Genomic DNA, 22,657 nt, shown 5'->3' with positions numbered 1-22,657 from the left:
GCGTTCGCGGCGGCCCGGCATGCTTTCCGCCGGGCCGCCTCCCATCGGGTGGCACGGTGGGTGGGATGTGCCCGCCCCGAGGCATGTGCCGTAATCTCGAAGCTCGGAGCCCGCTGCTCACGGGACCGGACCTTGATCCACGACTTGGGGTTGCACAGCAGATGACTGCGATTTCTCTCGGCATGCCGTCCGTTCCGACCAAGCTCGCCGAGCGCCGGAAGAGCCCGCCGACGCCCTCGCGACCATCGCCCGCAAGTCGCAGATCCCGGTCATCGCCGACATCCACTTCCAGCCGAAGTACGTGTTCGCGGCCATCGAGGCCGGCTGCGCGGCGGTCCGCGTCAACCCCGGCAACATCAAGCAGTTCGACGACAAGGTCAAGGAGATCGCCAAGGCGGCCCGGGACCACGGCACCCCGATCCGCATCGGCGTCAACGCCGGCTCCCTGGACCGCCGCCTGCTCCAGAAGTACGGCAAGGCGACCCCCGAGGCCCTCGTCGAGTCGGCCCTGTGGGAGGCGTCCCTCTTCGAGGAGCACGACTTCCGCGACATCAAGATCTCCGTCAAGCACAACGACCCGGTCGTCATGATCGAGGCGTACAAGCAGCTCGCCGCCCAGTGCGACTACCCGCTGCACCTCGGCGTCACGGAGGCGGGCCCGGCCTTCCAGGGCACCATCAAGTCGGCCGTCGCCTTCGGCGCGCTCCTCTCCCAGGGCATCGGCGACACGATCCGCGTCTCGCTCTCGGCGCCCCCCGCCGAGGAGGTCAAGGTCGGCATCCAGATCCTGGAGTCGCTGAACCTCAAGGAGCGCGGCCTGGAGATCGTCTCCTGCCCCTCCTGCGGCCGCGCCCAGGTCGACGTCTACAAGCTGGCCGAAGAGGTCACCGCCGGCCTCACCGGCATGGAGGTCCCGCTCCGCGTCGCCGTCATGGGCTGCGTCGTCAACGGCCCCGGCGAGGCCCGCGAGGCCGACCTCGGCGTCGCCTCCGGCAACGGCAAGGGCCAGATCTTCGTCAAGGGCGAGGTCATCAAGACCGTCCCCGAGTCCAAGATCGTGGAAACCCTCATCGAAGAGGCCATGAAGCTGGCCGAGCAGATGGAGAAGGACGGCGTGACCTCGGGCGAGCCGTCGGTGGCGGTCGCGGGCTGACCACTCGACGACGATGGGACCCGCGCCCCGCCTTTCCGGGGGCGCGGGGAACTGCGCGACAAGCCACAGACGTCCCGCACCCGCCCGGCAACCGGAAGCCCCGGGCTCCCAGGCGCCCCGCCCAAGCAGCGCAGCTATAGTGCGGAGACCAGCAACCCCAGTTCGTGAGGCCCGCACGTGTTGACGCAGACCACCTCACGGGTCCTCGAACCGAGCGACCTGGACGCGGCGCTCGCCGTCCTCGACCGCGAGCCGGTCGCGAACGCCTTCGTGACGTCCCGCGTACAGATCGCCGGACTGGACCCGTGGCGGCTCGGCGGCGAGATGTGGGGCTGGTACGAGGACGGCATACTCACCTCGCTCTGCTACGCCGGCGCCAATCTGGTCCCGATCTGCGCCGGCCCGCGCGCCGTCCGCGCCTTCGCCGACCGCGCCCGCCGTGCCGGCCGCCGCTGCTCCTCCATCGTCGGCCCCTCCGGCGCCACCTCCGACCTGTGGCGGCTGCTGGAACCCCAGTGGGGCCCGGCCCGCGAGGTCCGCCGGCACCAGCCGCTCATGATCACCGACCGCCTCCCGGCCGGCGTCACCCCGGACCCCTACGTCCGTCGCGTCCGCAAGGACGAGATGGAGACGATCATGCCGGCCTGCGTCGCGATGTTCACCGAGGAGGTCGGCGTCTCCCCGCTGGCCGGCGACGGCGGCCTGCTCTACCAGGCCCGCGTCGCCGAACTCGTCGGCTCCGGCCGCGCCTTCGCCCGGTTCGACGCCGACGGCAAGGTCGTCTTCAAGGCTGAGATCGGCGCCGCGACGGACCGCGCCTGCCAGATCCAGGGCGTGTGGGTGGCCCCCGAGTACCGGGGCACCGGCCTTGCGGCCCCCGGCATGGCGGCCGTACTGCGCTACGCCCTGGCCGACGTCGCCCCCGTGGTCAGCCTCTACGTCAACGACTTCAACACGGCGGCCAGGAGGGCCTACCAGAGGGTGGGCTTCCAGGAAGTGGGAGCTTTCATGAGCGTCCTGTTCTGAAGGCGCCCTCAAAGGGGCGCGGGGAACTGCGCGATCAGCCACATCCAACCGGCACCCGGCATCGAACGGGAACCCCCCTGTAGGCTCCCCGCCATGGACCTGGTGATCGGCCCACTCGACCTCTCCGCCCACGTAGACGAGGCGCTGGCCGTCCAGGCCGTGGCCTTCGGCCTAGGCCCGGACGAGGTAGCCGTCCGCCGCCAGATCGTCCTGCGCCACATGACGTACCCGGGGGCCCGCGCCCTCGGCGCCACAGCCGACGGCAACCTCGTCGGCTTCGTCTACGGCATGCCCAACGACCGCACCCACTGGTGGTCCACCGTCGTCGAACCCTACCTCCGCGCCCAGGACAACGACCACTGGCTCGACGACAGCTTCGTGATCACCGAACTGCACGTCCACCCCGTGTACCAGAACCGCGGCCTCGGACGCTCCCTGATCACCACCATCACCGACGGCGCCGCAGAACCCCGCTCGATCCTCTCCGCGATCGACACCGAGAGCCCCGCCCGCGCCCTCTACCGCTCCCTCGGCTACCAGGACCTCGCCCGCCGGGTCCTCTTCCCGAGCGCCCCGAAGCCGTACGCGGTGATGGGAGCCCCGCTCCCGCTCCTCCGCCGTTAACCGATTTCCACCGCCCCGCACCCCCCGGCTAACCTCCTGCCATCACCTACACGCAGGAGCAGAGGAACCATGGCGAACGTACCGGTCCAGCGCATGTCCCAGTTGTTGGCGAAGACGTTGCGCGACGACCCGGCGGACGCCGAGGTCCTCAGCCACAAGCTCCTCGTCCGGGCCGGCTACGTGCGCCGCACCGCCGCCGGCATCTGGAGCTGGCTGCCGCTGGGCAAGAAGGTGCTGGCCAACGTCGAGCGGATCGTCCGTGAGGAGATGGACGCCGTCGGCGCCCAGGAGGTCCTGCTCCCCGCCATCCTGCCGCGCGAGCCCTACGAGGCCACCGGCCGCTGGGAGGAGTACGGCCCCGAGCTGTTCCGCCTCCAGGACCGCAAGGGCGGCGACTACCTCCTCGGCCCCACCCACGAGGAGATCTTCACCCTCCTGGTGAAGGACCAGGCGTCCTCCTACAAGGACCTGCCGGTCATCCTCTACCAGATCCAGAACAAGTACCGCGACGAGGCCCGCCCCCGCGCCGGCATCCTGCGCGGCCGCGAGTTCCTGATGAAGGACTCCTACTCCTTCGACACCGAGGACGAGGGCCTCGCCAAGTCCTACGCCCTGCACCGCGAGGCCTACCAGAAGATCTTCGCGCGCCTCGGCCTCGACTACCGCATCTGCGCCGCGACCGCCGGTGCGATGGGCGGCTCCAAGTCCGAGGAGTTCCTGGCCCCGGCCGAGGCCGGCGAGGACACCTTCGCCGACTGCCCCAACTGCGACTTCGCCGCGAACACCGAGGCGATCACGTACGAGTTGAAGCCCGTCGACGGCTCGGACGTGCCGGCCGCCGAGGACATCCCGACCCCCGACACCCCGACCATCGAGACCCTCGCGGCCTCCCTCGGCGTCCCGGCCTCGGCCACGCTGAAGAACCTCCTCGTGAAGGTCGACGGCGAGATCGTCGCCGTGGGCGTCCCCGGGGACCGCGAGGTCGACATGGACAAGGTCGAGGCGCACTTCGCCCCGGCCACCGTCGAACTGGTCACCGAGACGGACTTCGCGGCCCGCCCCGACCTGGTCCGCGGCTACGTCGGACCGCGGGGCCTGGAGAAGGTCACGTACATCGCCGACCCGCGCGTGGCCCCCGGCACGTCCTGGATCACCGGCGCGAACAAGGCCGGCACGCACACGAAGAACGTCGTCGCGGGCCGCGACTTCGAGGTCGGCGAGTACGTGGACGTCGTCGTCGTGCAGGAGGGCGACCCCTGCCCGAAGTGCGGCACCGGCCTCGTCCTCGACCGCGCCATCGAGATCGGCCACATCTTCCAGCTGGGCCGCAAGTACGCCGACGCCCTCAAGCTCGACGTCCTCGGCCAGAACGGCAAGCCGGTCCGCGTCACCATGGGCTCGTACGGCATCGGCGTCTCCCGCGCTGTCGCCGCCCTGGCCGAGCAGAGCGCCGACGACAAGGGCCTGTGCTGGCCCGCCGAGGTTGCCCCGGCCGACGTCCACGTGGTTGCCGCCGGCAAGGCCCTCCAGACCGAACTGGCCCTGGACATCTCCCAGAAGCTGGCCGCCGCCGGTGTCCGCGTCCTGGTCGACGACCGGCCCGGCGTCTCCCCGGGCGTCAAGTTCACGGACTCCGAGCTGATCGGCGTCCCGCAGATCCTGGTGGCCGGCCGGCGCGCGGCCGACGGCGTGGTGGAACTGAAGGACCGCCGCACCGGCGAGCGCGAGGAACTGACGGTCGAGGAAGCCGTCGCCCGCCTCACGGCGTAGCACGGACAGGACCGGGCGGACTGGCCGAAACAGTCCGCCCGGTTACCCGACGACGAGGCCCCGGCCGGGTGCGGCCCGGCGCCCTACAGCCAGCTCGCGAACTCCAGCAGCAGCTCCGCGTCGCGCGGCCGTCCGACCCGCCCCGCCCGCACGCCCGACTCCACGGCCCGGAACAGCGTCCAGCCCCGCAGCCGCTCCTGGTCCACGTCCAGGGACTCGGCGAGCCGCTTTACCCGGCGCCGGGTCGTGGCCGCGCCGGACGGCTGGGCGATCAGGTCCTCCACCCGGTCCCGGACCAGCCGGGCCAGATCGAAGGCGCACTCGCCGACCACCGGGTCGGGTCCTACGGCCAGCCACGGCATCCGCTCCCCGGCGAGCACCTTGCTCTGCCGGAACGTGCCGTGCAGCAGCCGGTGTTCGGGCGGCGCGGCCAGCAGCTCCTCGCGCGCCGCGAGCGCCACGTCGACCAGGGGCGCCACCTCGGGAGCGGCCTGCGCGCGCGCCCGCATCGCCTCCGCCTGCCGCCCGGTCCGCTCGGCCACGGTCTCGAAGGAGAAACCGGCGGGCGGCTCCACCCACAGCCGCCGCAGCGTCCCCGCCGCCTCCAGCAGGGCCTTCGCCTCCGGCAGCGACCGCACCGACACGTCCGGATGCAGCCGCTCCAACAGCAGGACGCCCTCGGTCGAGGTGGTTTCGAGCAGCTGTACGGCACCCCGCCCGGCCCAGTGCGCCAGCGCGGCCCGCTCCGCCTCCGGGCGGGCCCGGCCCGGCGCCAGCTTGAGCACGGCCGGCGTCCCGTCCGCCGCCCGCACCAGCACGACCAGGCTGCTGCGCCCGCCGGGCACCTGCACCCGCTCCACGGTCAACTCGCGTAGCGCGACGGCCCGCTGCGCCGTTCCGGGCAGCTTCTCCAGCCAGTCGTCACCGTCCGGTGCCGTCTCACCGAGCGCCCTTACCAGGCGCTTCGGCGGTTCGAAAACCATGAGCGAGTCGTCCCTTCGTACTGTCCTCGGTGCGTGCCCCGCGCGGGTCACGCCGTCGGCGCCGCCGAGGGCGGGGCCGTGCCGGCCCGCTCCGCGAGCCCAGGGAAGGCTACGCTCTCGCCGCGCCAGCGCACCGCCCGTACCGCCGCTTCCCGCAGTGCCTCCGCGGCCAGGGCCCGCCGACCGCCGCCCGCCGCGCGCACCAGGTCGGCGTACACCCCGGCCACCCGGTCCTCCAGCTCGGCGGCGAGCCGCACGGCGGCCGCCGAGTCCGGCACCTGGAACGGCAGCGCGTAACCGGCGGACGCGGCCACCGGCCGGCCGCCCAGGTCCTTCACCTCACGCACCAGCGCGTCCCGGCGGGCCCGGTGCGCGTCGTACGCCGTGACCGCCTCGGTGCGCCGCCCGTCGGCGATCCTCCCGCCGACGACGCCGTAGCCGTACACCGCCGCGTGCTCGGCCGCCAGCGCGGCCTGAAGAGCCCGCAGCTCCCGGTCCTTCTCCTCGCTCACGCGTCCCCCTCCGTCAGCAGATACACGTGCACCGCTCCGGCCGCCGCCACCGACGCCAGCAGCCGCGCCAGCTCACCCGGCACCCCGCCCAGCGCCTTGGCCCGCCGGTCGGCGAGCTCCTTCTCCGCCGAGGCGAGCCCGGCGAGGGCGTCCTTGTCGTTGTCCGGCACGGCCGCGGACGCCGAGGGCGAGGCCGAAGAGGACACCGATGCCGAAGGGGACGCCGAGGGCGACGCTTTCCGGCCACCACCGAGGGCCCGCGCGTGGCGCACGACTTCCTCGCGCAGCGGCCGCAGCCGACCGGCGAGCCCCGGCCGGGCGGCGATCACCGCGTCGTAGCGCTCCACCAGGGCCTCGCTGTCACGGGCCGCACGCGCGCGTGCCCGGTCGGCGGCGGGCTGGCCGTCCCCGGCCGGGCCACCGGAATCCCCGCCGGTGCAGCCCGTCAGGGCGAGGGCCGCCGGGGCGACGGCGAGCAGGCTCCTTCTGCGCGGCCCCGAGCGGGCACGCGGCGATGGGGGGAACGGCACGTCAGACGTCCTCGGGGCTCGTTTCGAGAAACATTCGAGAAAGAAGGGACTGCACGGGGCTGCACGCCCGTGATCACGGTACCCGGGCCCCCGCCCCACATCACTCAGCGGCACTGTTCGTGACCGGGTGGACGGCAACACTCCCCGCGACCGGATACCCTTTGACCAGACACGCGACCCATCCCACAACAGCACACGCGGCCGAGGAGTCACCCGGATGAGCACCACCCAGAGCGAGAGGCTGCGAGGACTGCTGGAGCCGCTCGTCACCTCTCAGGGCCTGGACCTCGAAGAGATCGAAGTGGACTCCGTCGGACGCAAGCGTGTGCTGCGCGTCGTCGTCGACTCGGACACCGGCGCCGACCTGGACCAGATCGCCGATGTGAGCCGCGTGCTCTCGGCGAAGCTCGACGAGACGGACGCGATGGGCGAGGGCGAGTACACCCTCGAAGTGGGCACCCCGGGCGCGGAGCGCCTCCTCACGGAACACCGGCACTACGTCCGCGCCACCGAGCGGCTGGTGAAGTTCCAGCTGGCCGAGGGCGGCGAACTGGTCGCCAGGATCCTGAAGGTCGACGACGAGGGTGTCGACACGGAGGTGCCCGGCGTGAAGGGCCGCAAGCCCACCGCGCGCAGACTCGCCTTCGACGACATCGTCCGGGCGCGTGTCCAGGTCGAATTCAGCCGCAAGGACAACAAGAAGGAAGAGGAGGCGTAGCCGTGGACATCGACATGAGCGCCCTGCGGGGCTTGGTTCGGGAGAAGGAGATCTCCTTTCCCCTGCTGGTCGAGGCGATCGAGTCGGCCCTCCTCATCGCCTACCACCGCACCGAGGGAAGCCGCCGCCACGCGCGCGTGGAGCTCAACCGGGAGACCGGCCATGTGACCGTGTGGGCGAAGGAGGACCCCGACGACCTCGAGGAGGGGCAGGAGCCCCGCGAGTTCGACGACACCCCGTCCGGTTTCGGCCGTATCGCCGCCACCACGGCCAAGCAGGTCATCCTGCAGCGCCTGCGCGACGCCGAGGACGACGCGACGCTCGGCGAGTACGCCGGCCGCGAGGGCGACATCGTCACCGGCGTGGTCCAGCAGGGCCGCGACCCGAAGAACGTGCTGGTCGACATCGGCAAGCTGGAGGCCATCCTGCCCGTGCAGGAGCAGGTGCCGGGGGAGACCTACCAGCACGGCATGCGGCTGCGCAGCTACGTGGTCAGGGTCGCCAAGGGCGTCCGCGGCCCGTCCGTGACGCTGTCGCGCACGCACCCCAACCTGGTGAAGAAGCTCTTCGCCCTGGAGGTGCCGGAGATCGCCGACGGCTCGGTGGAGATCGCCGCGATCGCCCGTGAGGCCGGTCACCGCACGAAGATCGCCGTACGGTCCACCCGTTCCGGCCTGAATGCCAAGGGCGCCTGCATCGGCCCCATGGGCGGCCGCGTGCGCAACGTCATGGGCGAGCTGAACGGCGAGAAGATCGACATCGTCGACTGGTCGGAGGACCCGGGCGACATGGTGGCGAACGCGCTGTCGCCGGCCCGTGTCTCCAAGGTGGAGATCGTGGACATGGCGACCCGGTCGGCCCGGGTGACCGTGCCCGACTACCAGCTGTCCCTGGCCATCGGCAAGGAGGGGCAGAACGCCCGCCTCGCGGCCCGGCTGACCGGCTGGCGGATCGACATCCGCCCGGACACCGAACCCGCCGCCAACAGCTCCGGGGAATAGATCCAAGCCGCGCGTCGTTCAGAACACGACAGGTTCCCGCGCGGCAACTGTTCGATCCCTGCCCCAAAAGGGGTGAGGGGCGTACGGGGAGGTAGACTTAACAGTGTCTGGCCGGACGCGCGCCCGCGCATGCCCTGAACGCACCTGTGTGGGGTGTCGGGAGCGAGCGGCCAAGGCCGAACTGCTGCGGATCGTGGCGATCAAGGACGAGTGCGTCCCTGATCCACGCGGTACGCTGCCCGGCCGGGGTGCGTACGTTCACCCCGCACCGGTCTGTCTCGACCAGGCGGTACGCCGCCGGGCGTTCCCGCGGGCACTGCGCGTCCCGGGGCCGCTCGACACAAAGGCGTTGCGCCGATACGTCGAGCAGACAACAGTTGCCGAGCAGGCAACACGGTAAGACGTGCCGTACGGAACCCCGTACGGCTAGGTACCTCGCGAGTCGAAAGCAGGTCGAGATTGCGATGAGCACTCGATGAGTACGCGATGAGTACGCCCATGAACTAGCGACGGTCCGGACGCAACCCGGACCTCAAAGGAGCGAAGTGGCTAAGGTCCGGGTCTACGAACTCGCCAAGGAGTTCGGCGTCGAGAGCAAGGTCGTCATGGCCAAGCTCCAGGAACTCGGTGAATTCGTCCGTTCGGCGTCTTCGACGATCGAAGCGCCCGTTGTACGCAAGCTGACGGACGCCCTCCAGCAGGGCAGCGGTGGCGGCAAGCCCGCCCCCGCCCGCAAGGCTGCCCCGGCGAAGCCGGGCGCCCCCTCTCCCGCGCAGGCTGCCCGTCCGGCCGCCCCGCGCCCGCCGGCCCCCAAGCCGGCCGCCGCAGAGAAGCCCGCGGCTCCGGCCGCGCCGGCCACTCCCGGCCCCCGTCCCACCCCGGGCCCGAAGCCCGCGCCGCGGCCCGCCCCGGCGTCCCCGGCTCCGACCACGCCCGAGTTCACGGCACCCCCGACGGCTCCCGCCGCACCGGCCGCCTCTCAGGGCCAGGGCTCCGGCCCGCGTCCGGGCGCCCCGCGTCCGGCCGGCCAGACGCCGCGTCCGGGTGCTCCGCGCCAGGGCGGTCCCGGCCAGGGTGGCCAGGGCCGCGGTGACCGTGGCGACCGTCCCGGCGCCCCGCGTCCGGGTGGCGGCGCTCCGCGTCCCGGTGCCCGTCCGGCGGGTCCCCGTCCGGGCAACAACCCGTTCACCTCTGGTGGCTCCACCGGCATGGCGCGCCCGCAGGCGCCCCGTCCGGGCGGTGCCCCGCGTCCCGGCGGCCCCGGTGCGCCCGGTGGCGCCCCGCGTCCGCAGGGCCAGGGCGGCCCCCGTCCGCAGGGTGCCGGCGGCGGTCCTCGTCCGCAGGCTCCGGGCGGCGCGCGTCCGACCCCGGGCGGCATGCCCCGTCCGCAGGGCGGCGGCCCGCGTCCCGGCGGCGGTCCCGGTGGCCCGCGTCCGAACCCCGGCATGATGCCGCAGCGTCCTGCTGCCGGCCCGCGTCCCGGCGGCGGTGGCCCCGGTGGCCGCGGTCCCGGTGGCGGCGGTCGTCCCGGTGGCGGCGGCGGTCGTCCGGGTGGCGGCGGCTTCGCCGGCCGTCCTGGTGGCGGCGGTGGCGGTTTCGCCGGTCGTCCCGGTGGTCCCGGTGGCGGCGGTTTCGCCGGCCGTCCGGGTGGTCCCGGCGGCGGTGGCCGTCCCGGCTTCGGTGGCCGTCCCGGTGGTCCCGGTGGCCGTGGTGGCACGCAGGGTGCCTTCGGTCGTCCCGGTGGTCCCGCGCGTCGTGGCCGCAAGTCGAAGCGGCAGAGGCGCCAGGAGTACGAGGCCATGCAGGCCCCGTCGGTCGGCGGTGTGATGCTGCCTCGCGGCAACGGCGAGACCGTTCGCCTGTCGCGCGGTGCTTCCCTCACCGACTTCGCGGAGAAGATCAACGCCAACCCGGCGTCGCTCGTCGCGGTCATGATGAACCTCGGCGAGATGGTCACGGCCACGCAGTCCGTCTCCGACGAGACGCTGCAGCTCCTCGCCGACGAGATGAACTACACGGTTCAGATCGTCAGCCCGGAGGAGGAGGACCGCGAGCTCCTCGAGTCCTTCGACATCGAGTTCGGCGAGGACGAGGGCGACGAGGAGGACCTGATGGTCCGCCCGCCCGTCGTCACCGTCATGGGTCACGTCGACCACGGTAAGACCCGGCTCCTCGACGCCATCCGCAAGACGAACGTCATCGCGGGCGAGGCCGGCGGCATCACCCAGCACATCGGTGCCTACCAGGTCGCGACCGAGGTCAACGAAGAAGAGCGCAAGATCACCTTCATCGACACCCCGGGTCACGAGGCGTTCACCGCCATGCGTGCCCGTGGTGCCCGGTCGACGGACATCGCGATCCTCGTCGTCGCGGCCAACGACGGCGTCATGCCGCAGACGGTCGAGGCGCTCAACCACGCCAAGGCGGCCGAGGTCCCGATCGTCGTCGCGGTCAACAAGATCGACGTCGAGGGTGCCGACCCGACCAAGGTGCGCGGTCAGCTGACCGAGTACGGCCTGGTGGCCGAGGAGTACGGCGGCGACACCATGTTCGTCGACATCTCCGCCAAGCAGGGTCTGCACATCGACTCCCTGCTGGAGGCCGTGATCCTCACGGCCGATGCCTCGCTCGACCTGCGGGCCAACCCGAACCAGGACGCGCAGGGCATCTCGATCGAGTCCCGCCTCGACCGCGGCCGCGGTGCCGTGTCGACGGTCCTCGTCCAGCGCGGCACCCTGCGGGTCGGCGACACCATGGTGGTCGGCGACGCGTACGGCCGCGTCCGGGCGATGCACGACGACAACGGCAACAGCGTGGCCGAGGCCGGCCCGTCGACGCCGGTCCAGGTCCTGGGCCTGACCAACGTCCCGGGTGCGGGCGACAACTTCCTGGTGGTCGACGAGGACCGTACGGCCCGTCAGATCGCCGAGAAGCGCGCCGCCCGTGAGCGCAACGCCGCGTTCGCCAAGCGCACGCGCCGCGTCTCGCTGGAGGACCTGGACAAGGTGCTCAAGGCCGGCGAGGTCCAGCAGCTGAACCTGATCATCAAGGGTGACGCTTCCGGATCCGTCGAGGCGCTGGAGTCCTCGCTGCTCCAGCTGGACGTCGGCGAAGAGGTCGACATCCGCGTCCTGCACCGCGGTGTCGGTGCGGTCACGGAGTCCGACATCGACCTGGCCATGGGCTCCGACGCCATCGTCATCGGCTTCAACGTGCGCGCCGCCGGGCGTGCGCAGCAGATGGCCGAGCGCGAGGGTGTCGACGTCCGGTACTACTCGGTCATCTACCAGGCGATCGAGGAGATCGAGGCGGCCCTCAAGGGCATGCTCAAGCCGGAGTACGAGGAGGTCGAGCTCGGCACGGCGGAGATCCGCGAGGTCTTCAAGTCGTCCAAGCTGGGCAACATCGCGGGTGTTCTCATCCGCTCCGGCGAGGTCAAGCGCAACACCAAGGCGCGCCTCATCCGCGACGGCAAGGTGGTCGCGGAGAACCTCAACATCGAGGGCCTGCGTCGCTTCAAGGACGACGTCACCGAGATCCGCGAAGGGTTCGAGGGCGGTATCAACCTCGGCAACTTCAACGACATCAAGGTCGACGACGTCATCGCGACGTACGAGATGCGCGAGAAGCCGCGCGTCTGACCTGAGTCACGATCGGGGCCGGTCGGCGGGACTTATTCCGTCGATCGGCCCCGGCCGTTGCGTGTACGGTTCCCGTATCGGCGTCGAAGCGTGGCGCCCGTACCCCGAACCGGCGGGACATCCGGATACACACATGTATGTGGGGACTCTGTCCTTCGATCTGCTCCTCGGCGACGTCCACTCGCTCAAGGAGAAACGCTCTCTCGTCCGTCCGATCGTGGCCGAACTCCAGCGCAAGTACGGGGTGAGCGCGGCGGAGACGGGGAATCAGGACCTCCACCGCAGGGCCGAGATCGGGCTCGCGGTGGTCTCAGGGGAGACGGGACACCTCACCGACGTCCTGGACCGCTGTGAGCGGCTCGTCGCCGGGCGGCCCGAAGTCGAACTGCTCTCGGTTCGACGCAGGCTCCACAGCGACGAAGACTGAAGCAACAAGTAAGCACTTAAGGAGACGGACCAGTGGCCGACAACGCGCGTGCCAAGAGGCTGGCGGACCTCATCCGAGAGGTGGTGGCCCAGAAGCTGCAGCGCGGGATCAAGGACCCGCGGCTCGGCTCGCACGTCACCATCACGGACACCCGGGTCACCGGCGACCTCAGGGAGGCGACCGTCTTCTACACGGTGTACGGGGACGACGAGGAGCGCGCGGCGGCCGCCGCCGGCCTGGAGAGCGCCAAGGGCATCCTGCGCTCCGAGGTCGGCCGGGCCGCCGGTGTGAAGTTCACGCCGACCCTGGCCTTCGTCATGGACGCCCTCCCGGACAACGCCCGCACCATCGAGGACCTCCTCGACAAGGCGCGCCAGTCCGACGAGAAGGTGCGCGAGGCGTCCGCGGGCGCGAAGTACGCCGGCGACGCCGACCCGTACCGCAAGCCCGACGAGGACGACGAGACGGACACCGGCGCAGAATGACCCAGAAGCACACCACGCCCGACGGCCTCGTCATCGTCGACAAGCCGTCGGGCTTCACTTCGCACGACGTCGTCGCCAAGATGCGCGGCATCGCCAGAACGCGACGCGTCGGGCACGCCGGCACCCTCGACCCGATGGCGACGGGCGTCCTCGTCCTCGGCGTCGAGAAGGCCACCAAGCTCCTCGGCCACCTCGCGCTGACCGAGAAGGAATACCTGGGCACCATCCGGCTCGGGCAGAACACCCTCACGGACGACGCCGAGGGGGAGATCACCTCCTCCACGGACGCCTCCAAGGTCACCCGCGACGCGATCGACGCCGGCATCGCCGCGCTGACCGGCGACATCATGCAGGTGCCGTCCAAGGTCAGCGCCATCAAGATCAACGGCGTGCGGTCGTACAAGCGGGCCCGGGAGGGCGAGGAGTTCGACATCCCGGCCCGGCCCGTGACGGTCTCCTCCTTCGGCGTGTACGACGTCCGGGACGCCGTCGCCGACGACGGCACGGCCGTCCTCGACCTGGTCGTCTCGGTCGTCTGCTCCTCCGGCACCTACATCCGCGCCCTCGCCCGCGACCTGGGCGCCGGACTGGGCGTCGGCGGTCACCTCACCGCCCTGCGCCGCACCCGCGTCGGCCCCTACAAGCTGGACGCGGCCCGCACCCTCGACCAGCTCCAGCAGGAGCTGACCGTGATGCCGATCGCCGACGCCGCCACGGCCGCGTTCCCCCGCTGGGACGTCGACACCCGCCGGGCCAAGCTGCTCACCAACGGCGTGCGGCTGGACATGCCCGAGACGTACGCGGGCTCCGGCCCGGTCGCCGTCTTCGACCCGGAGGGCCGCTTCCTCGCGCTCGTGGAGGAGCACCGGGGCAAGGCCAAGAGCCTGGCCGTCTTCGCCTGACGGGAGGAACCGGGGCCGGGGTCTCCGCCCGTGGAGCGGCGGCCACGGGGTACCTCCACTGCCGCCGCTCCACGGTCCCCCTCGGTTCCCCCACCCCTAGGGTGTATCCAGCCGCCCCCGTTCCTTCACCCGTCCGTGCGGGCGCTCGGAGTGAACCGGGGGAGCGGAAGGGGGCGCTTTCGCAGAGCGATCTGTCCCGCTGATCATCCCGCCCCTACTGTCGAACACGAGGGCACGGGTGTACGGCGGGGAGGCTCGACGATGGCGTCGCGGAACCGGTCCCGGGAGACGGACGACAGCTCACAAGGCTCCCCAGTCCTCCCCGGACCAGCACGGCACGAGGACGGGGCGGTCTCCGGCGACGCCCTCGTCCGCATCCACGACCTGGCCGGCCGCCCCCGCGGCACCGGCTTCCTGGCCGACCACCACGGCACGCTGATCACCAGCCACGAGGCCGTCGACGGCCTGCCCCGGCTCGTCCTCCACGGCGCCGGGGACCGCCGCCGGGTCGTGTCCGCCGACGCGGTCACTCCGCTGCCCGAGCTGGACCTGGCCCTCGTACGGACCGAGGGGCTCGGTGTGCCGCCGCTGCCCGTCACCGTGCGGGAGGGGGCCAGGACCGGCACGTATGTGCGGATCGCCGCCGGAGGCTGGCGCGAGGCACGGCTGCTGGGCTCGGCCTCGGTGACCTACGCCGCCACGGACCGCTTCCACCGCCTCGACGCCGCGCTGGAACTGGCGGTCGGAACGGCGGGGCGGGACGCACTGCGACTGGGTGGCGGGGCGGCCGGCGGCCCGGTGCTCGACGCCGGGACCGGCGCCGTGGTGGGGGTGCTGGGCACCGCCCTCAGCTCCGATCACCGCGACGTCGGATTCGCCGTACCGCTGCGCTCCCGGCTCGCCGGTGCCGCACAGGCGCTGGCCGACGTGCTCGCGGAGAACGCGGCGACGGTTCCCGCGTACGGCGCGGACCTCAATCTGGCCGGGGTGCTGGACCTGACCGCCGCCTCGGTGGCCCTGGAGGGCCCGCCCGGCGGCACCGGCGTCCCGCAACCGGTCGAACGGGCGGCCGTGGTGGCCGGGATCAACGCGTTCGCGGGCGGCCCGGCGGCAGTGCTCGGTCTCGTCGGCCCCCCGGGCAGCGGTCGTACGACGGAACTCGCGGCGCTCGCCGCGCGCCGCCGACGGGACGGGCAGCCCACGCTCTGGCTGCGCGGAAGTGAACTGCGGCACGGCGACGCGTCCCTGGCGGACGCGGCACGCCGGGCGCTGAACCGGGCCGCCTCCGCCGTGGCCGCCTCCGCCCCGGCCGGCCCGGGCGACATCACGCCCGAGCGCCTGGCCCACCTCGCCCGGTCCGCGGGCCGCCCGCTGCTGCTCCTGCTCGACGGCCCCGAGGAGATGCCCCCGGCCCTGGCCCGCCGTCCGGCCGACTGGATGGACGGGACCGTGCGGTGGCTGCGGGAGACGGGAGCCCGGCTGGTGGTGGCGTGCCGGGCGGAGTACTGGGAGACGGCGCCCTTCCCCGCGGAGCCGTGCCTGAGTCTCGGCGACCTCACCGAGAGCGAGGCCCGGGAGGCGTACCGGCGCCATGGCCTGGCCGGCCACGCCCTCGCCCCGGCCGACGCCCGGCACCCCCTCACCCTCGGTCTGCTCGCCGAGGTCCGGGCGGCCCTCACCGAGCCCCCCGAGGCGGCAGCGGTCGACCGGAACGACGTCTTCGCGGCCTACCTCGACCTGATGTCCCTGCGGATCGCCCAGCGCCTGGCAGCCGGCGACGGCCTGCACGGCACCGCCGTACGCCGCCTGGCCGCGAAGGTCGCCGGGCAGGTGCACGAGGCCGCCCGGCGCAGCCTCGGACCGGGGCCGGGGGACCTGGACCCGGAGGCCTTCGCGGCCGTGTTCCCGTGGGGGAGCGCCCCGGAGCGGTTCGGCGACGGCAGCGGCTGGGCGTCGGCCGTGCTCGCCGAGGGCCTGCTCGTGCCCGCCGGCCCCGGCTACCGCTTCGCGCACGAAGGGCTCGCCGACTGGCTCCAGGGCATGCACCTCGACCTCGACGAAGCCCTGCACGCCCTCGTCCACCAACCCGAGGGCGGGGATGCGTACTCCGATCCCGTGCCGCACCACCGCATCGGGCCGGTCGTGCAGGCCCTGCTGTACCTCGGCCGCCGGCACGGCCCCGGTCAACTGGCCTCCCGCCTGGCCGACCTGGTGCACGCCCTGGACGCCGATCCGCGCTCCTGGTGGGCCGCCAGGCTGCTCGCCGGGACGCTGTCGGCCCTGCCCGACGCGGCGCCGTACACGGAGGTGCTGGGGCTGCTCGCCGACCGGATCGTGGCCTGGCGGCGGCAGGAGCGGCCCGTCCCGGAGGGGCTCGGGCCCGCCTTCTGGACCGGCGTACGGCTCCCGGAGGAGGCGCGCTGCGCCCTGCTGCGGCGGCTGGTCCACGCCGACGGGCCGCCGTGCGAGGCCGGCCCCCGCTTCCTGGACGCCGTCGCCGGACTCCTCGCCGCCGACCCCGCAGCCGTCCAACCGCAGCTCGCCCGCTGGTTCGACGACGAGCAGCCGCTGCCCGCCACCCCGCACGCGACCGTGGCCACGGCCGCCCAGGCGCTCCTCCACACCCACCGCCACGGCGCCCTGGACGGTCTGACGGACGTGCTCGTCGACCGTGCGCACCGGCGGGCCGACGAACTGCTCGCCGTGCTGGCCGAGGAGGAGCCGTCAGGGGTGTGCCGGGCCGTCGACCGGTGGGCGCGCGACGAGCGGCCCGCGCGGCGGAGCGCCGCGGTGGCGCACGGACTGCGCGTCGCGCCGCACGTGAGCACCGGAGGCGACCGCGCCCTCCTGCGCTACGCGGCCCTCACCCTGCTCGCCCGGCCCGCCGACCGCGCCCTGCACGGCGGCGCCCTCGCCCTCCTCGTCCAGGACCCCCACACCCGGGCCCGCTACCTCCCGCGGGCGCTGGAGCACTTCGCGGCGGGCGACCCGCGGTTCTCACCGGACGCGCTGGCCGGAGCCCTCCTGACCGACCCCGAGCCGGTCCTCGTGGCCTTCGCGGCCCGGCTGGAGCGGCCGGACGGGGAGGAGGCCCTGCGGGCACTCGCCGACGCCGCCCCACCGGGCCTGGCCCGGCGGGTCGCCGCAGTGGTGTGCCGGGCGGCCTCGCTGCGCCCGGAACTCGCCGGGCACACGGCCGCGTACGCCGACCAGCGGCTCGACCGGGGCCCCGCCGCCCGGCCCGTGCTCCTGCCGCTCATCACGGGCCTGCTGGAGGACGGCCCGGTGCGGCTGCGCTGCGCCCTGGCCGCCGTCCTCACCCCGCCCGGCATCCCCGCCTCGCGTCCGCTGCGCCGTGAACTGCGCGACGCGCTCCTCGCCCGCGAGCACGACACCGACGTCCTGGACGCGCTCCTGCACGCCGCCGCCCGCAACGGCGGGGACGACCTGCGCGACCTCGTCCACCGCATCGGACTGCGCCTCGTGCGCACCCCGGAGGGCGCCACCCGCTTCGACCGCGCCCTGGTCGACCTGGGCCGGCACGTGCCCGGCTTCGCCGCCCGCGCCGCCGCCTGGCTGGCCGAGGCGCCCGAGGAGTGGGCGGCGCTGGTCGGGCCGAGTTCCCACCGGATGATCGGGAACCTGGCGGGCGCGGGCGTCCCCGTGTGACCGGCGTTGGGGCCCCTCAGGGCGCCGGGCCGCAGTACGGTGTCGTGCGCCCTGTCACAGCCCCCATGCCGATGCGGGCAGGAGGGACCCGGCATGGCACCCTTAGACCTGCGCACGAGGCAATCACGGACAACCGACCGGACACGGGTTCGACGAGCTTTCGACAAGGAGCAGGCACAGTGCAGCGCTGGCGTGGCTTGGAGGACATCCCCCAGGACTGGGGGCGCAGCGTCGTCACCATCGGCTCCTACGACGGAGTGCACCGCGGGCACCAGCTGATCATCCGGCATGCCGTGGACCGCGCCCGGGAGCTGGGCGTGCCCGCCGTCGTCGTCACCTTCGATCCGCACCCCAGCGAGGTCGTCCGCCCCGGCAGCCACCCGCCGCTGCTCGCCCCGCACCACCGCCGCGCCGAACTCATGGCCGACCTGGGCGTGGACGCGGTGCTCATCCTCCCCTTCACGGCCGAGTTCTCGAAGCTGTCCCCGGCCGACTTCGTCGTCAAGGTCCTGGTCGACAAGCTGCACGCCAAGGCGGTCGTGGAGGGCCCCAACTTCCGCTTCGGCCACAAGGCCGCCGGGAACGTGGAGTTCCTCGCCACGCAGGGCAAGACCTACGACTTCGAGGTCGAGGTCGTCGACCTGTACGTGACGGGTGAGGCGGGCGGCGGGGAGCCGTTCTCCTCCACGCTGACGCGGCGCCTGGTCGCCGAGGGCGACGTCCAGGGCGCGGCGGAGATCCTCGGCCGGCCGCACCGGGTCGAGGGCGTCGTCGTCCGGGGCGCGCAGCGCGGGCGGGAACTGGGCTTCCCGACGGCCAACGTCGAGACGCTGCCGCACACGGCCATCCCGGCGGACGGTGTGTACGCGGGGTGGCTGCACGCGCAGGGTGAGGCGATGCCGGCGGCGATCTCCGTGGGGACGAATCCGCAGTTCGAGGGGACCGAGCGGACGGTGGAGGCGTATGCCATCGACCGGGTGGGGCTCGATCTGTACGGGTTGCATGTCGCGGTCGACTTCTTGGCGTTCGTGCGGGGGCAGGCGAAGTTCGAGACGCTGGACGCGCTGTTGGTTCAGATGGGGCAGGACGTGGAGAAGTGCAGGGAGTTGGTGGCGGCCGACGGGGCTGCCTAGTCTCCTTGTGGGCCGTCTGCGGGTGCGTGGGGGCTTGTCGCGCCCACGCGGCGGAGCCGCACATCGTTACAGCCCCGCGCCCCTGAGGGGCGCATGCGAAGCTGCCCAGTGGCAGGCCACCTGTGATTGACCGCCCCCGCTCAGCACCGCCAAGTCCTGGCCCCTGCACGCGTCCGCCACTCCCGCTGCCTCCGCCTCTCCGCCCGCCAGGATCTGGCAGCGCACGTGGAAGCGGCACCCGGACGGGATTCGGGACGGGTCCGGGGGCTCGCCCGTGAGGACCACCGGCGTGCCCGGGGCCTCCGGGAGGACCGACAGCAGCGCCTGCGTGTAGGGGTGCCGCGGGGCCGTCAGGACCTGCTCCACCGCGCCCGTTTCCACGATCCGGCCCAGGTACATCACCGCCACCCGGTCGGCGATGTTCCACGCCAGGCCCAGGTCGTGCGTGACCACCAGGGCCGACAGGCCCAGTTCGGCGCGCAGCCGGAGCAGCAGGGCGAGGATCTCACCGCGTACCGAGGCGTCGAGGGAGGCCACCGGCTCGTCGGCGACGAGGAGTTCGGGTTCCAGGACGAGCGCCCCGGCGATGACGACGCGCTGGCGCTGCCCGCCGGACAGTTCGTGCGGGTAGCGCAGGAAGAAGCGCTCCGGGGGGCGCAGGCCGGCCCGGGACAGGGCCTTGGCGACCGCGGTGCGTTCGTCGCCGCCGTAGCCGTGGATGCGCAGGCCCTCGGCGACTGCGTCGTACACCGTGTGACGGGGGTTGAGCGAGCCGCTCGGGTCCTGGAGGACCAGCTGGACGCGTTTGCGGTAGGCCTTGAGGGACCGGCCGGAGTAGTCCAGGGGGCGACCGTCGAAGGTGACCCGGCCCGCCGTCGGCTCGACCAGCCCGAGCAGGCTGCGGGCCAGCGTCGTCTTGCCGCAGCCGGACTCGCCGACCAGGGCGACGATCTCGCCGGGGCGGATGTCGAGGTCGACGCCGTCCACCGCGCGGGCCCGGGGGCCGCCATGCCGTCCGGGGAAGGTGACGTAGAGGCCCTGGGCGCTCAGCAGCGGGGCCGTGGTGACCCCGGGTGCCGTGGGCGATGTGGTCATGGCGTGCCGGGCCTCGCTTCCTCCAGGGGCTCTGGTTCCTCTCGGGCGCCGAGGGGCGCATCGGCCGGTGGCCCGGCCAGCACGCACGCCGCCCGGCGTTCCGGCCCCGCGGTGCGCAGCAGCGGGTCCTCCTCCGGGCACGACTCCAGCGCCACCGGGCAGCGCGGATGGAACGTGCACCCGGACGGCAGCGCGGCCGGGTCCGGCGGGTCGCCCGCCAGCCCCTGCGGCGCGAACCGGGACGCCGGGTCGCCGATGCGGGGGAACGCCGCCGACAGGGCCCGGGCATACGGGTGCCGGGCGTCCGCGTACACCTGGGCGGCCGGGCCCTCCTCGACCACCCGGCCCGCGTACATCACCGCGAGCCGGTCGCAGGTGTCGGCGAGGACCGCCAAGTCATGGCTGATCATGATCAGACCGAGGTCCTGGTCCGTGACGAGCTGCTCGATGAGCCGGAGGATCTGGGCCTGGATCATCACGTCGAGTGCGGTCGTCGGCTCGTCGGCGATGATCAGCCGGGGATCGCAGGCCAGGGCCATGGCGATCATGACGCGCTGGCGCTGGCCGCCGGACAGTTCGTGCGGGAAGGCGCCGGCGCGGGCGGCGGGCAGCCCGACCTGCTCCAGCAGCTCGCCGGTCTTGCTCTTCGCCCCTGCCGGGGTCGCCTTCTTGTGCAGCAGGATCGGCTCGGCGATCTGGTCGCCGATGCGGTGCACCGCGTTGAGGGAGTGCATCGCGCCCTGGAAGACGACGGAGGCCCCGGCCCAGCGGACCGCCCGGACCCGGCCCCACTTCATGGTCAGCACGTCCTCGCCGTCGAGGAGCACCTCCCCGGTGATCCGCGTCCCGGCCGGCAGCAGCCGCAGCAGGGCCAGCGCCAGCGTGGACTTGCCGCAGCCGGACTCCCCGGCGAGGCCGAGCTTGTGCCCCGCCTCCAGGCGCAGATCGACCCCGCGCACGGCGGCCGCCCCACCCGCGTACGTCACAGTCAGGTTCCTGACGTCGAGCAGACTCAACGCGACACCCCCAGCCTGGGGTTGAGGACCGACTCCACGGCCCGCCCGCACAGCGTGAACGCCAGCGCCACCACTGCGATGGCGATGCCCGGCGGCACCAGGTACCACCAGTCCCCGGAACTGACCGCGCCCGCCTCGCGCGCGTCCTGGAGCAGCCCGCCCCACGACACGACCGTGGGGTCGCCCAGGCCGAGGAAGGCGAGGGTCGCCTCCGCGAGGATGGCCGAGGAGATGATCAGGGTCGTCTGGGCCAGGACCAGCGGCATCACGTTGGGCAGCACGTGCCGGGACATGATGTGCCAGTGCCCGCCGCCCAGCGCCTGCGCCCGCTCGATGTACGGCCGGGTCTCCACCGCGAGGGTCTGGGCGCGCACCAGCCGGGCCGTGGTCGGCCAGGTCGTGACGCCGATCGCGACGACGGTCGTGGTCAGGGAGCGGGACATCACGGTCGCCAGGGCGATCGCCAGCACCAGCGTCGGCATGACCAGGAACCAGTCGGTGATCCGCATCATCACCGTCGCGTACCAGCCCTTGAAGTGCCCCGCCGTCACCCCGATCAGGGTGCCGATCGCGACCGACAGCACGGCCGCGAGCAGCCCCACCAGCAGCGACACCCGCGAGCCCCAGATCACCAGGCCCAGCAGGTCCCGCCCGAACTGGTCGGTGCCGAGCGGGAACTCGGTGCTCGGGCTCTGCATCGGACGCCCCGGCGCGTCCGTCACGCTGCTCACGTCGGATCCGACGAACAGTGGTGCGAACAGCGCCAGCAGCGCGCACAGGGAGAGCGCGGTCAGGCCGTACAGCCCCGCCCGTTCGGAGCGGTACTGCCGCCAGAAGCGGGCGACGGAGGCCCGGCGTCGCTGCCGGGCCAGGGCGCGCGGGCTGGGGGCGGTCTCGGTCGTCGTCATCGGGCCACCCGGGGGTCCAGCAGCGGATAGACCAGGTCGGCGAGGGTGTTCATCAGGATCACCGCGGCGGCGAACACGAAGAACAGCCCCTGCACGAGCGGCAGATCGGGCACGCTCAGCGCCTGGTAGAACAGCCCGCCCAGGCCGGGCCAGGAGAACACCGTCTCCACGAGGATCACGCCCGCCACCGTCCGGCCGAGGTTGATGAAGATCAGCGTCACGGTCGGCAGCAGCGCGTTCGGCACGGCGTGCCGACGGCGGACGAGGTCGTCGCGCAGCCCCTTGGCCCGCGCGGTCGTCAGGTAGTCGCTCCCCATCTCGTCCAGCAGCGCCGACCGCGTGACCAGCAGCGTCTGCCCGTACTCCACGGCCACCAGCGTCACCACCGGAAGCACCAGGTGGTGCGCCACGTCGAGCACGTAGGCGAAGCCCTCCTCGCCGCCCGACTCCATGCCGCCGGTCGGGAACATGCCGGGCAGCGGGCCGATGCCCACGGACAGCACGATGATCAGCAGCAGTCCGAGCCAGAAGGACGGGATGGAGTACAGCGTCAGCGCGAGGCCCGTGTTGACGCGGTCGCCCAGCTTCCCGTGCCGCCATGCCGACCGGGTGCCGAGGAAGATGCCCAGCGCGGTGTAGAGGACGAAGGCGGTCCCGGTGAGCAGCAGGGTGTTCGGCAGCGCCTCGGTGATCTTGTCGACGACCGGGGCGCGGAACTGGTACGACGTTCCGAAGTCACCCGTGAGCGCCTTGCCGCAGTAGTCCGTGAACTGCCGCCACAACGGCAGGTCGAGCCCGAACTCCTCGCGGTAGGCGGCCAGCTGCTCCGCCGACACCTGACGGCCGCCCGTCATGGTCTTCACCGGGTCGCCGGGGATCAGCCGGAAGAGGAAGAAGCTGGTCACGAGGACGGCCAGCAGCGACACGGCGGCGCCGGCCACCTTGCCCGCCAGGTACCGCGGGTACGCGGAACCCCTGCGCACCCGTGGCCCGGCCGCCGTCCGCTGCTCGTCCTCGACCAGCGCGGGGGTCGCGTCAGCGGTCATGGGTACCCGCTCGCCGCT

19 protein-coding genes and 1 pseudogene are annotated in these 22,657 nt (G+C 72.9%); 13 read left to right on the top strand and 7 right to left on the bottom strand.

Annotated elements, in window-relative coordinates; translation table 11 throughout:
* Nucleotides 1-154: 154 nt before the first annotated feature.
* The 4 genes and pseudogenes from ispG to OO68_RS33810 form a co-directional block, all read left to right on the top strand.
* Nucleotides 155-1,153 (top strand): annotated as a pseudogene (gene ispG, locus OO68_RS42605) (flavodoxin-dependent (E)-4-hydroxy-3-methylbut-2-enyl-diphosphate synthase); the annotation flags it as partial.
* Nucleotides 1,154-1,330: 177 nt separating this feature from the next.
* Nucleotides 1,331-2,179, top strand: coding sequence for a GNAT family N-acetyltransferase (locus tag OO68_RS33820; protein ID WP_033313055.1), 849 nt, complete (start codon nt 1,331-1,333; stop codon nt 2,177-2,179).
* Between the two features lie 93 nt (nt 2,180-2,272).
* The gene (locus OO68_RS33815) at nt 2,273-2,803 is read left to right on the top strand and encodes a GNAT family N-acetyltransferase (protein WP_033313053.1); all 531 of its coding nucleotides are present in this window, start codon (nt 2,273-2,275) and stop codon (nt 2,801-2,803) included.
* A 69-nt stretch (nt 2,804-2,872) separates the two neighbouring features.
* A complete protein-coding gene (locus tag OO68_RS33810; RefSeq protein WP_033313052.1) occupies nt 2,873-4,573 on the top strand; it encodes a proline--tRNA ligase in 1,701 nt (566 codons plus the stop codon).
* A gap of 83 nt (nt 4,574-4,656) precedes the next feature.
* Here OO68_RS33810 and OO68_RS33805 read toward each other — a convergent pair whose 3' ends face one another.
* From OO68_RS33805 to OO68_RS33795, 3 genes are read right to left on the bottom strand one after another with little or no spacing between them, the layout of a single operon-like run.
* Nucleotides 4,657-5,556, bottom strand: coding sequence for an aminoglycoside phosphotransferase family protein (locus tag OO68_RS33805; protein ID WP_033313050.1), 900 nt, complete (start codon nt 5,554-5,556; stop codon nt 4,657-4,659).
* A 47-nt stretch (nt 5,557-5,603) separates the two neighbouring features.
* Nucleotides 5,604-6,068 carry a ferritin-like domain-containing protein gene (locus OO68_RS33800; protein WP_033313049.1) on the bottom strand — a complete coding sequence of 155 codons (465 nt, stop codon included), beginning with the start codon at nt 6,066-6,068 and terminating at the stop codon, nt 5,604-5,606.
* Nucleotides 6,065-6,598 (bottom strand): hypothetical protein, encoded by a 534-nt coding sequence (locus OO68_RS33795; protein WP_033313048.1) that lies wholly within the window; start codon nt 6,596-6,598, stop codon nt 6,065-6,067. Before OO68_RS33795 ends, OO68_RS33800 begins: the two co-directional genes overlap by 4 nt.
* A 217-nt stretch (nt 6,599-6,815) precedes the next feature.
* On the opposite strand from OO68_RS33795, the gene rimP reads away from it, so the two are divergent.
* The 9 genes from rimP to OO68_RS33750 all read left to right on the top strand — a co-directional run bounded on the left by rimP (nt 6,816) and on the right by OO68_RS33750 (nt 18,574).
* Entirely contained in the window at nt 6,816-7,316 is a 501-nt protein-coding gene (gene rimP / locus OO68_RS33790; protein ID WP_033313046.1) for a ribosome maturation factor RimP, read from the top strand.
* 2 nt (nt 7,317-7,318) lie between these two features.
* On the top strand, nt 7,319-8,317 hold the full coding sequence (gene nusA / locus OO68_RS33785) for a transcription termination factor NusA (protein WP_033313045.1): 999 nt from the start codon (nt 7,319-7,321) through the stop codon (nt 8,315-8,317).
* 103 nt (nt 8,318-8,420) lie between these two features.
* Entirely contained in the window at nt 8,421-8,717 is a 297-nt protein-coding gene (locus OO68_RS44640; RefSeq protein ID WP_078625620.1) for a YlxR family protein, read from the top strand.
* 145 nt (nt 8,718-8,862) lie between these two features.
* Nucleotides 8,863-11,958 (top strand): translation initiation factor IF-2, encoded by a 3,096-nt coding sequence (infB, locus tag OO68_RS44635; RefSeq protein WP_078625619.1) that lies wholly within the window; start codon nt 8,863-8,865, stop codon nt 11,956-11,958.
* 133 nt (nt 11,959-12,091) lie between these two features.
* Nucleotides 12,092-12,385, top strand: a complete 294-nt coding sequence (locus OO68_RS33770) for a DUF503 domain-containing protein (RefSeq protein ID WP_030853207.1) — start codon at nt 12,092-12,094, stop codon at nt 12,383-12,385.
* A gap of 32 nt (nt 12,386-12,417) precedes the next feature.
* Entirely contained in the window at nt 12,418-12,870 is a 453-nt protein-coding gene (rbfA, locus tag OO68_RS33765) for a 30S ribosome-binding factor RbfA (protein WP_033313042.1), read from the top strand.
* Nucleotides 12,867-13,772 (top strand): tRNA pseudouridine(55) synthase TruB, encoded by a 906-nt coding sequence (gene truB, locus OO68_RS33760; RefSeq protein WP_033313040.1) that lies wholly within the window; start codon nt 12,867-12,869, stop codon nt 13,770-13,772. The genes rbfA and truB overlap by 4 nt, the downstream gene beginning before the upstream one ends.
* Before the next feature lie 261 nt (nt 13,773-14,033).
* The gene (locus OO68_RS33755; RefSeq protein WP_033313038.1) at nt 14,034-17,441 is read left to right on the top strand and encodes a trypsin-like peptidase domain-containing protein; all 3,408 of its coding nucleotides are present in this window, start codon (nt 14,034-14,036) and stop codon (nt 17,439-17,441) included.
* A gap of 179 nt (nt 17,442-17,620) precedes the next feature.
* Nucleotides 17,621-18,574, top strand: a complete 954-nt coding sequence (locus tag OO68_RS33750; protein ID WP_033313037.1) for a bifunctional riboflavin kinase/FAD synthetase — start codon at nt 17,621-17,623, stop codon at nt 18,572-18,574.
* Between the two features lie 66 nt (nt 18,575-18,640).
* Here OO68_RS33750 and OO68_RS33745 read toward each other — a convergent pair whose 3' ends face one another.
* From OO68_RS33745 to OO68_RS33730, 4 genes are read right to left on the bottom strand one after another with little or no spacing between them, the layout of a single operon-like run.
* Entirely contained in the window at nt 18,641-19,669 is a 1,029-nt protein-coding gene (locus OO68_RS33745; RefSeq protein WP_033313035.1) for an oligopeptide/dipeptide ABC transporter ATP-binding protein, read from the bottom strand.
* The gene (locus OO68_RS33740; protein WP_033313034.1) at nt 19,666-20,685 is read right to left on the bottom strand and encodes an ABC transporter ATP-binding protein; all 1,020 of its coding nucleotides are present in this window, start codon (nt 20,683-20,685) and stop codon (nt 19,666-19,668) included. Before OO68_RS33740 ends, OO68_RS33745 begins: the two co-directional genes overlap by 4 nt.
* Nucleotides 20,682-21,593: an ABC transporter permease gene (locus tag OO68_RS33735; protein WP_033313033.1), complete on the bottom strand. Its 912-nt coding sequence runs from the start codon at nt 21,591-21,593 to the stop codon at nt 20,682-20,684. The genes OO68_RS33740 and OO68_RS33735 overlap by 4 nt, the downstream gene beginning before the upstream one ends.
* A complete protein-coding gene (locus OO68_RS33730) occupies nt 21,590-22,639 on the bottom strand; it encodes an ABC transporter permease (RefSeq protein ID WP_033313031.1) in 1,050 nt (349 codons plus the stop codon). Before OO68_RS33730 ends, OO68_RS33735 begins: the two co-directional genes overlap by 4 nt.
* Between the last annotated feature and the right edge of the window lie 18 nt (nt 22,640-22,657).

This window comes from Streptomyces iakyrus, assembly GCF_000717055.1.
GTDB lineage: Bacteria > Actinomycetota > Actinomycetes > Streptomycetales > Streptomycetaceae > Streptomyces > Streptomyces iakyrus.
Note: the sequence above shows the minus strand (reverse complement) of the source record. Positions and strands in the feature narration are given on the sequence as shown.

Excerpts from the sequence above, each read along its gene's own strand:
- OO68_RS33805 (WP_033313050.1), bottom strand. The coding sequence starts at position 5,556 with ATGGTTTTCGAACCGCCGAAGCGCCTGGTAAGGGCGCTCGGTGAGACG.
- truB (WP_033313040.1), top strand. The coding sequence starts at position 12,867 with ATGACCCAGAAGCACACCACGCCCGACGGCCTCGTCATCGTCGACAAG.
- OO68_RS33745 (WP_033313035.1), bottom strand. The coding sequence starts at position 19,669 with ATGACCACATCGCCCACGGCACCCGGGGTCACCACGGCCCCGCTGCTG.
- OO68_RS33770 (WP_030853207.1), top strand. The coding sequence starts at position 12,092 with ATGTATGTGGGGACTCTGTCCTTCGATCTGCTCCTCGGCGACGTCCAC.
- OO68_RS33730 (WP_033313031.1), bottom strand. The coding sequence starts at position 22,639 with ATGACCGCTGACGCGACCCCCGCGCTGGTCGAGGACGAGCAGCGGACG.
- OO68_RS33735 (WP_033313033.1), bottom strand. The coding sequence starts at position 21,593 with ATGACGACGACCGAGACCGCCCCCAGCCCGCGCGCCCTGGCCCGGCAG.
- OO68_RS33815 (WP_033313053.1), top strand. The coding sequence starts at position 2,273 with ATGGACCTGGTGATCGGCCCACTCGACCTCTCCGCCCACGTAGACGAG.
- OO68_RS33810 (WP_033313052.1), top strand. The coding sequence starts at position 2,873 with ATGGCGAACGTACCGGTCCAGCGCATGTCCCAGTTGTTGGCGAAGACG.
- OO68_RS33755 (WP_033313038.1), top strand. The coding sequence starts at position 14,034 with ATGGCGTCGCGGAACCGGTCCCGGGAGACGGACGACAGCTCACAAGGC.
- rimP (WP_033313046.1), top strand. The coding sequence starts at position 6,816 with ATGAGCACCACCCAGAGCGAGAGGCTGCGAGGACTGCTGGAGCCGCTC.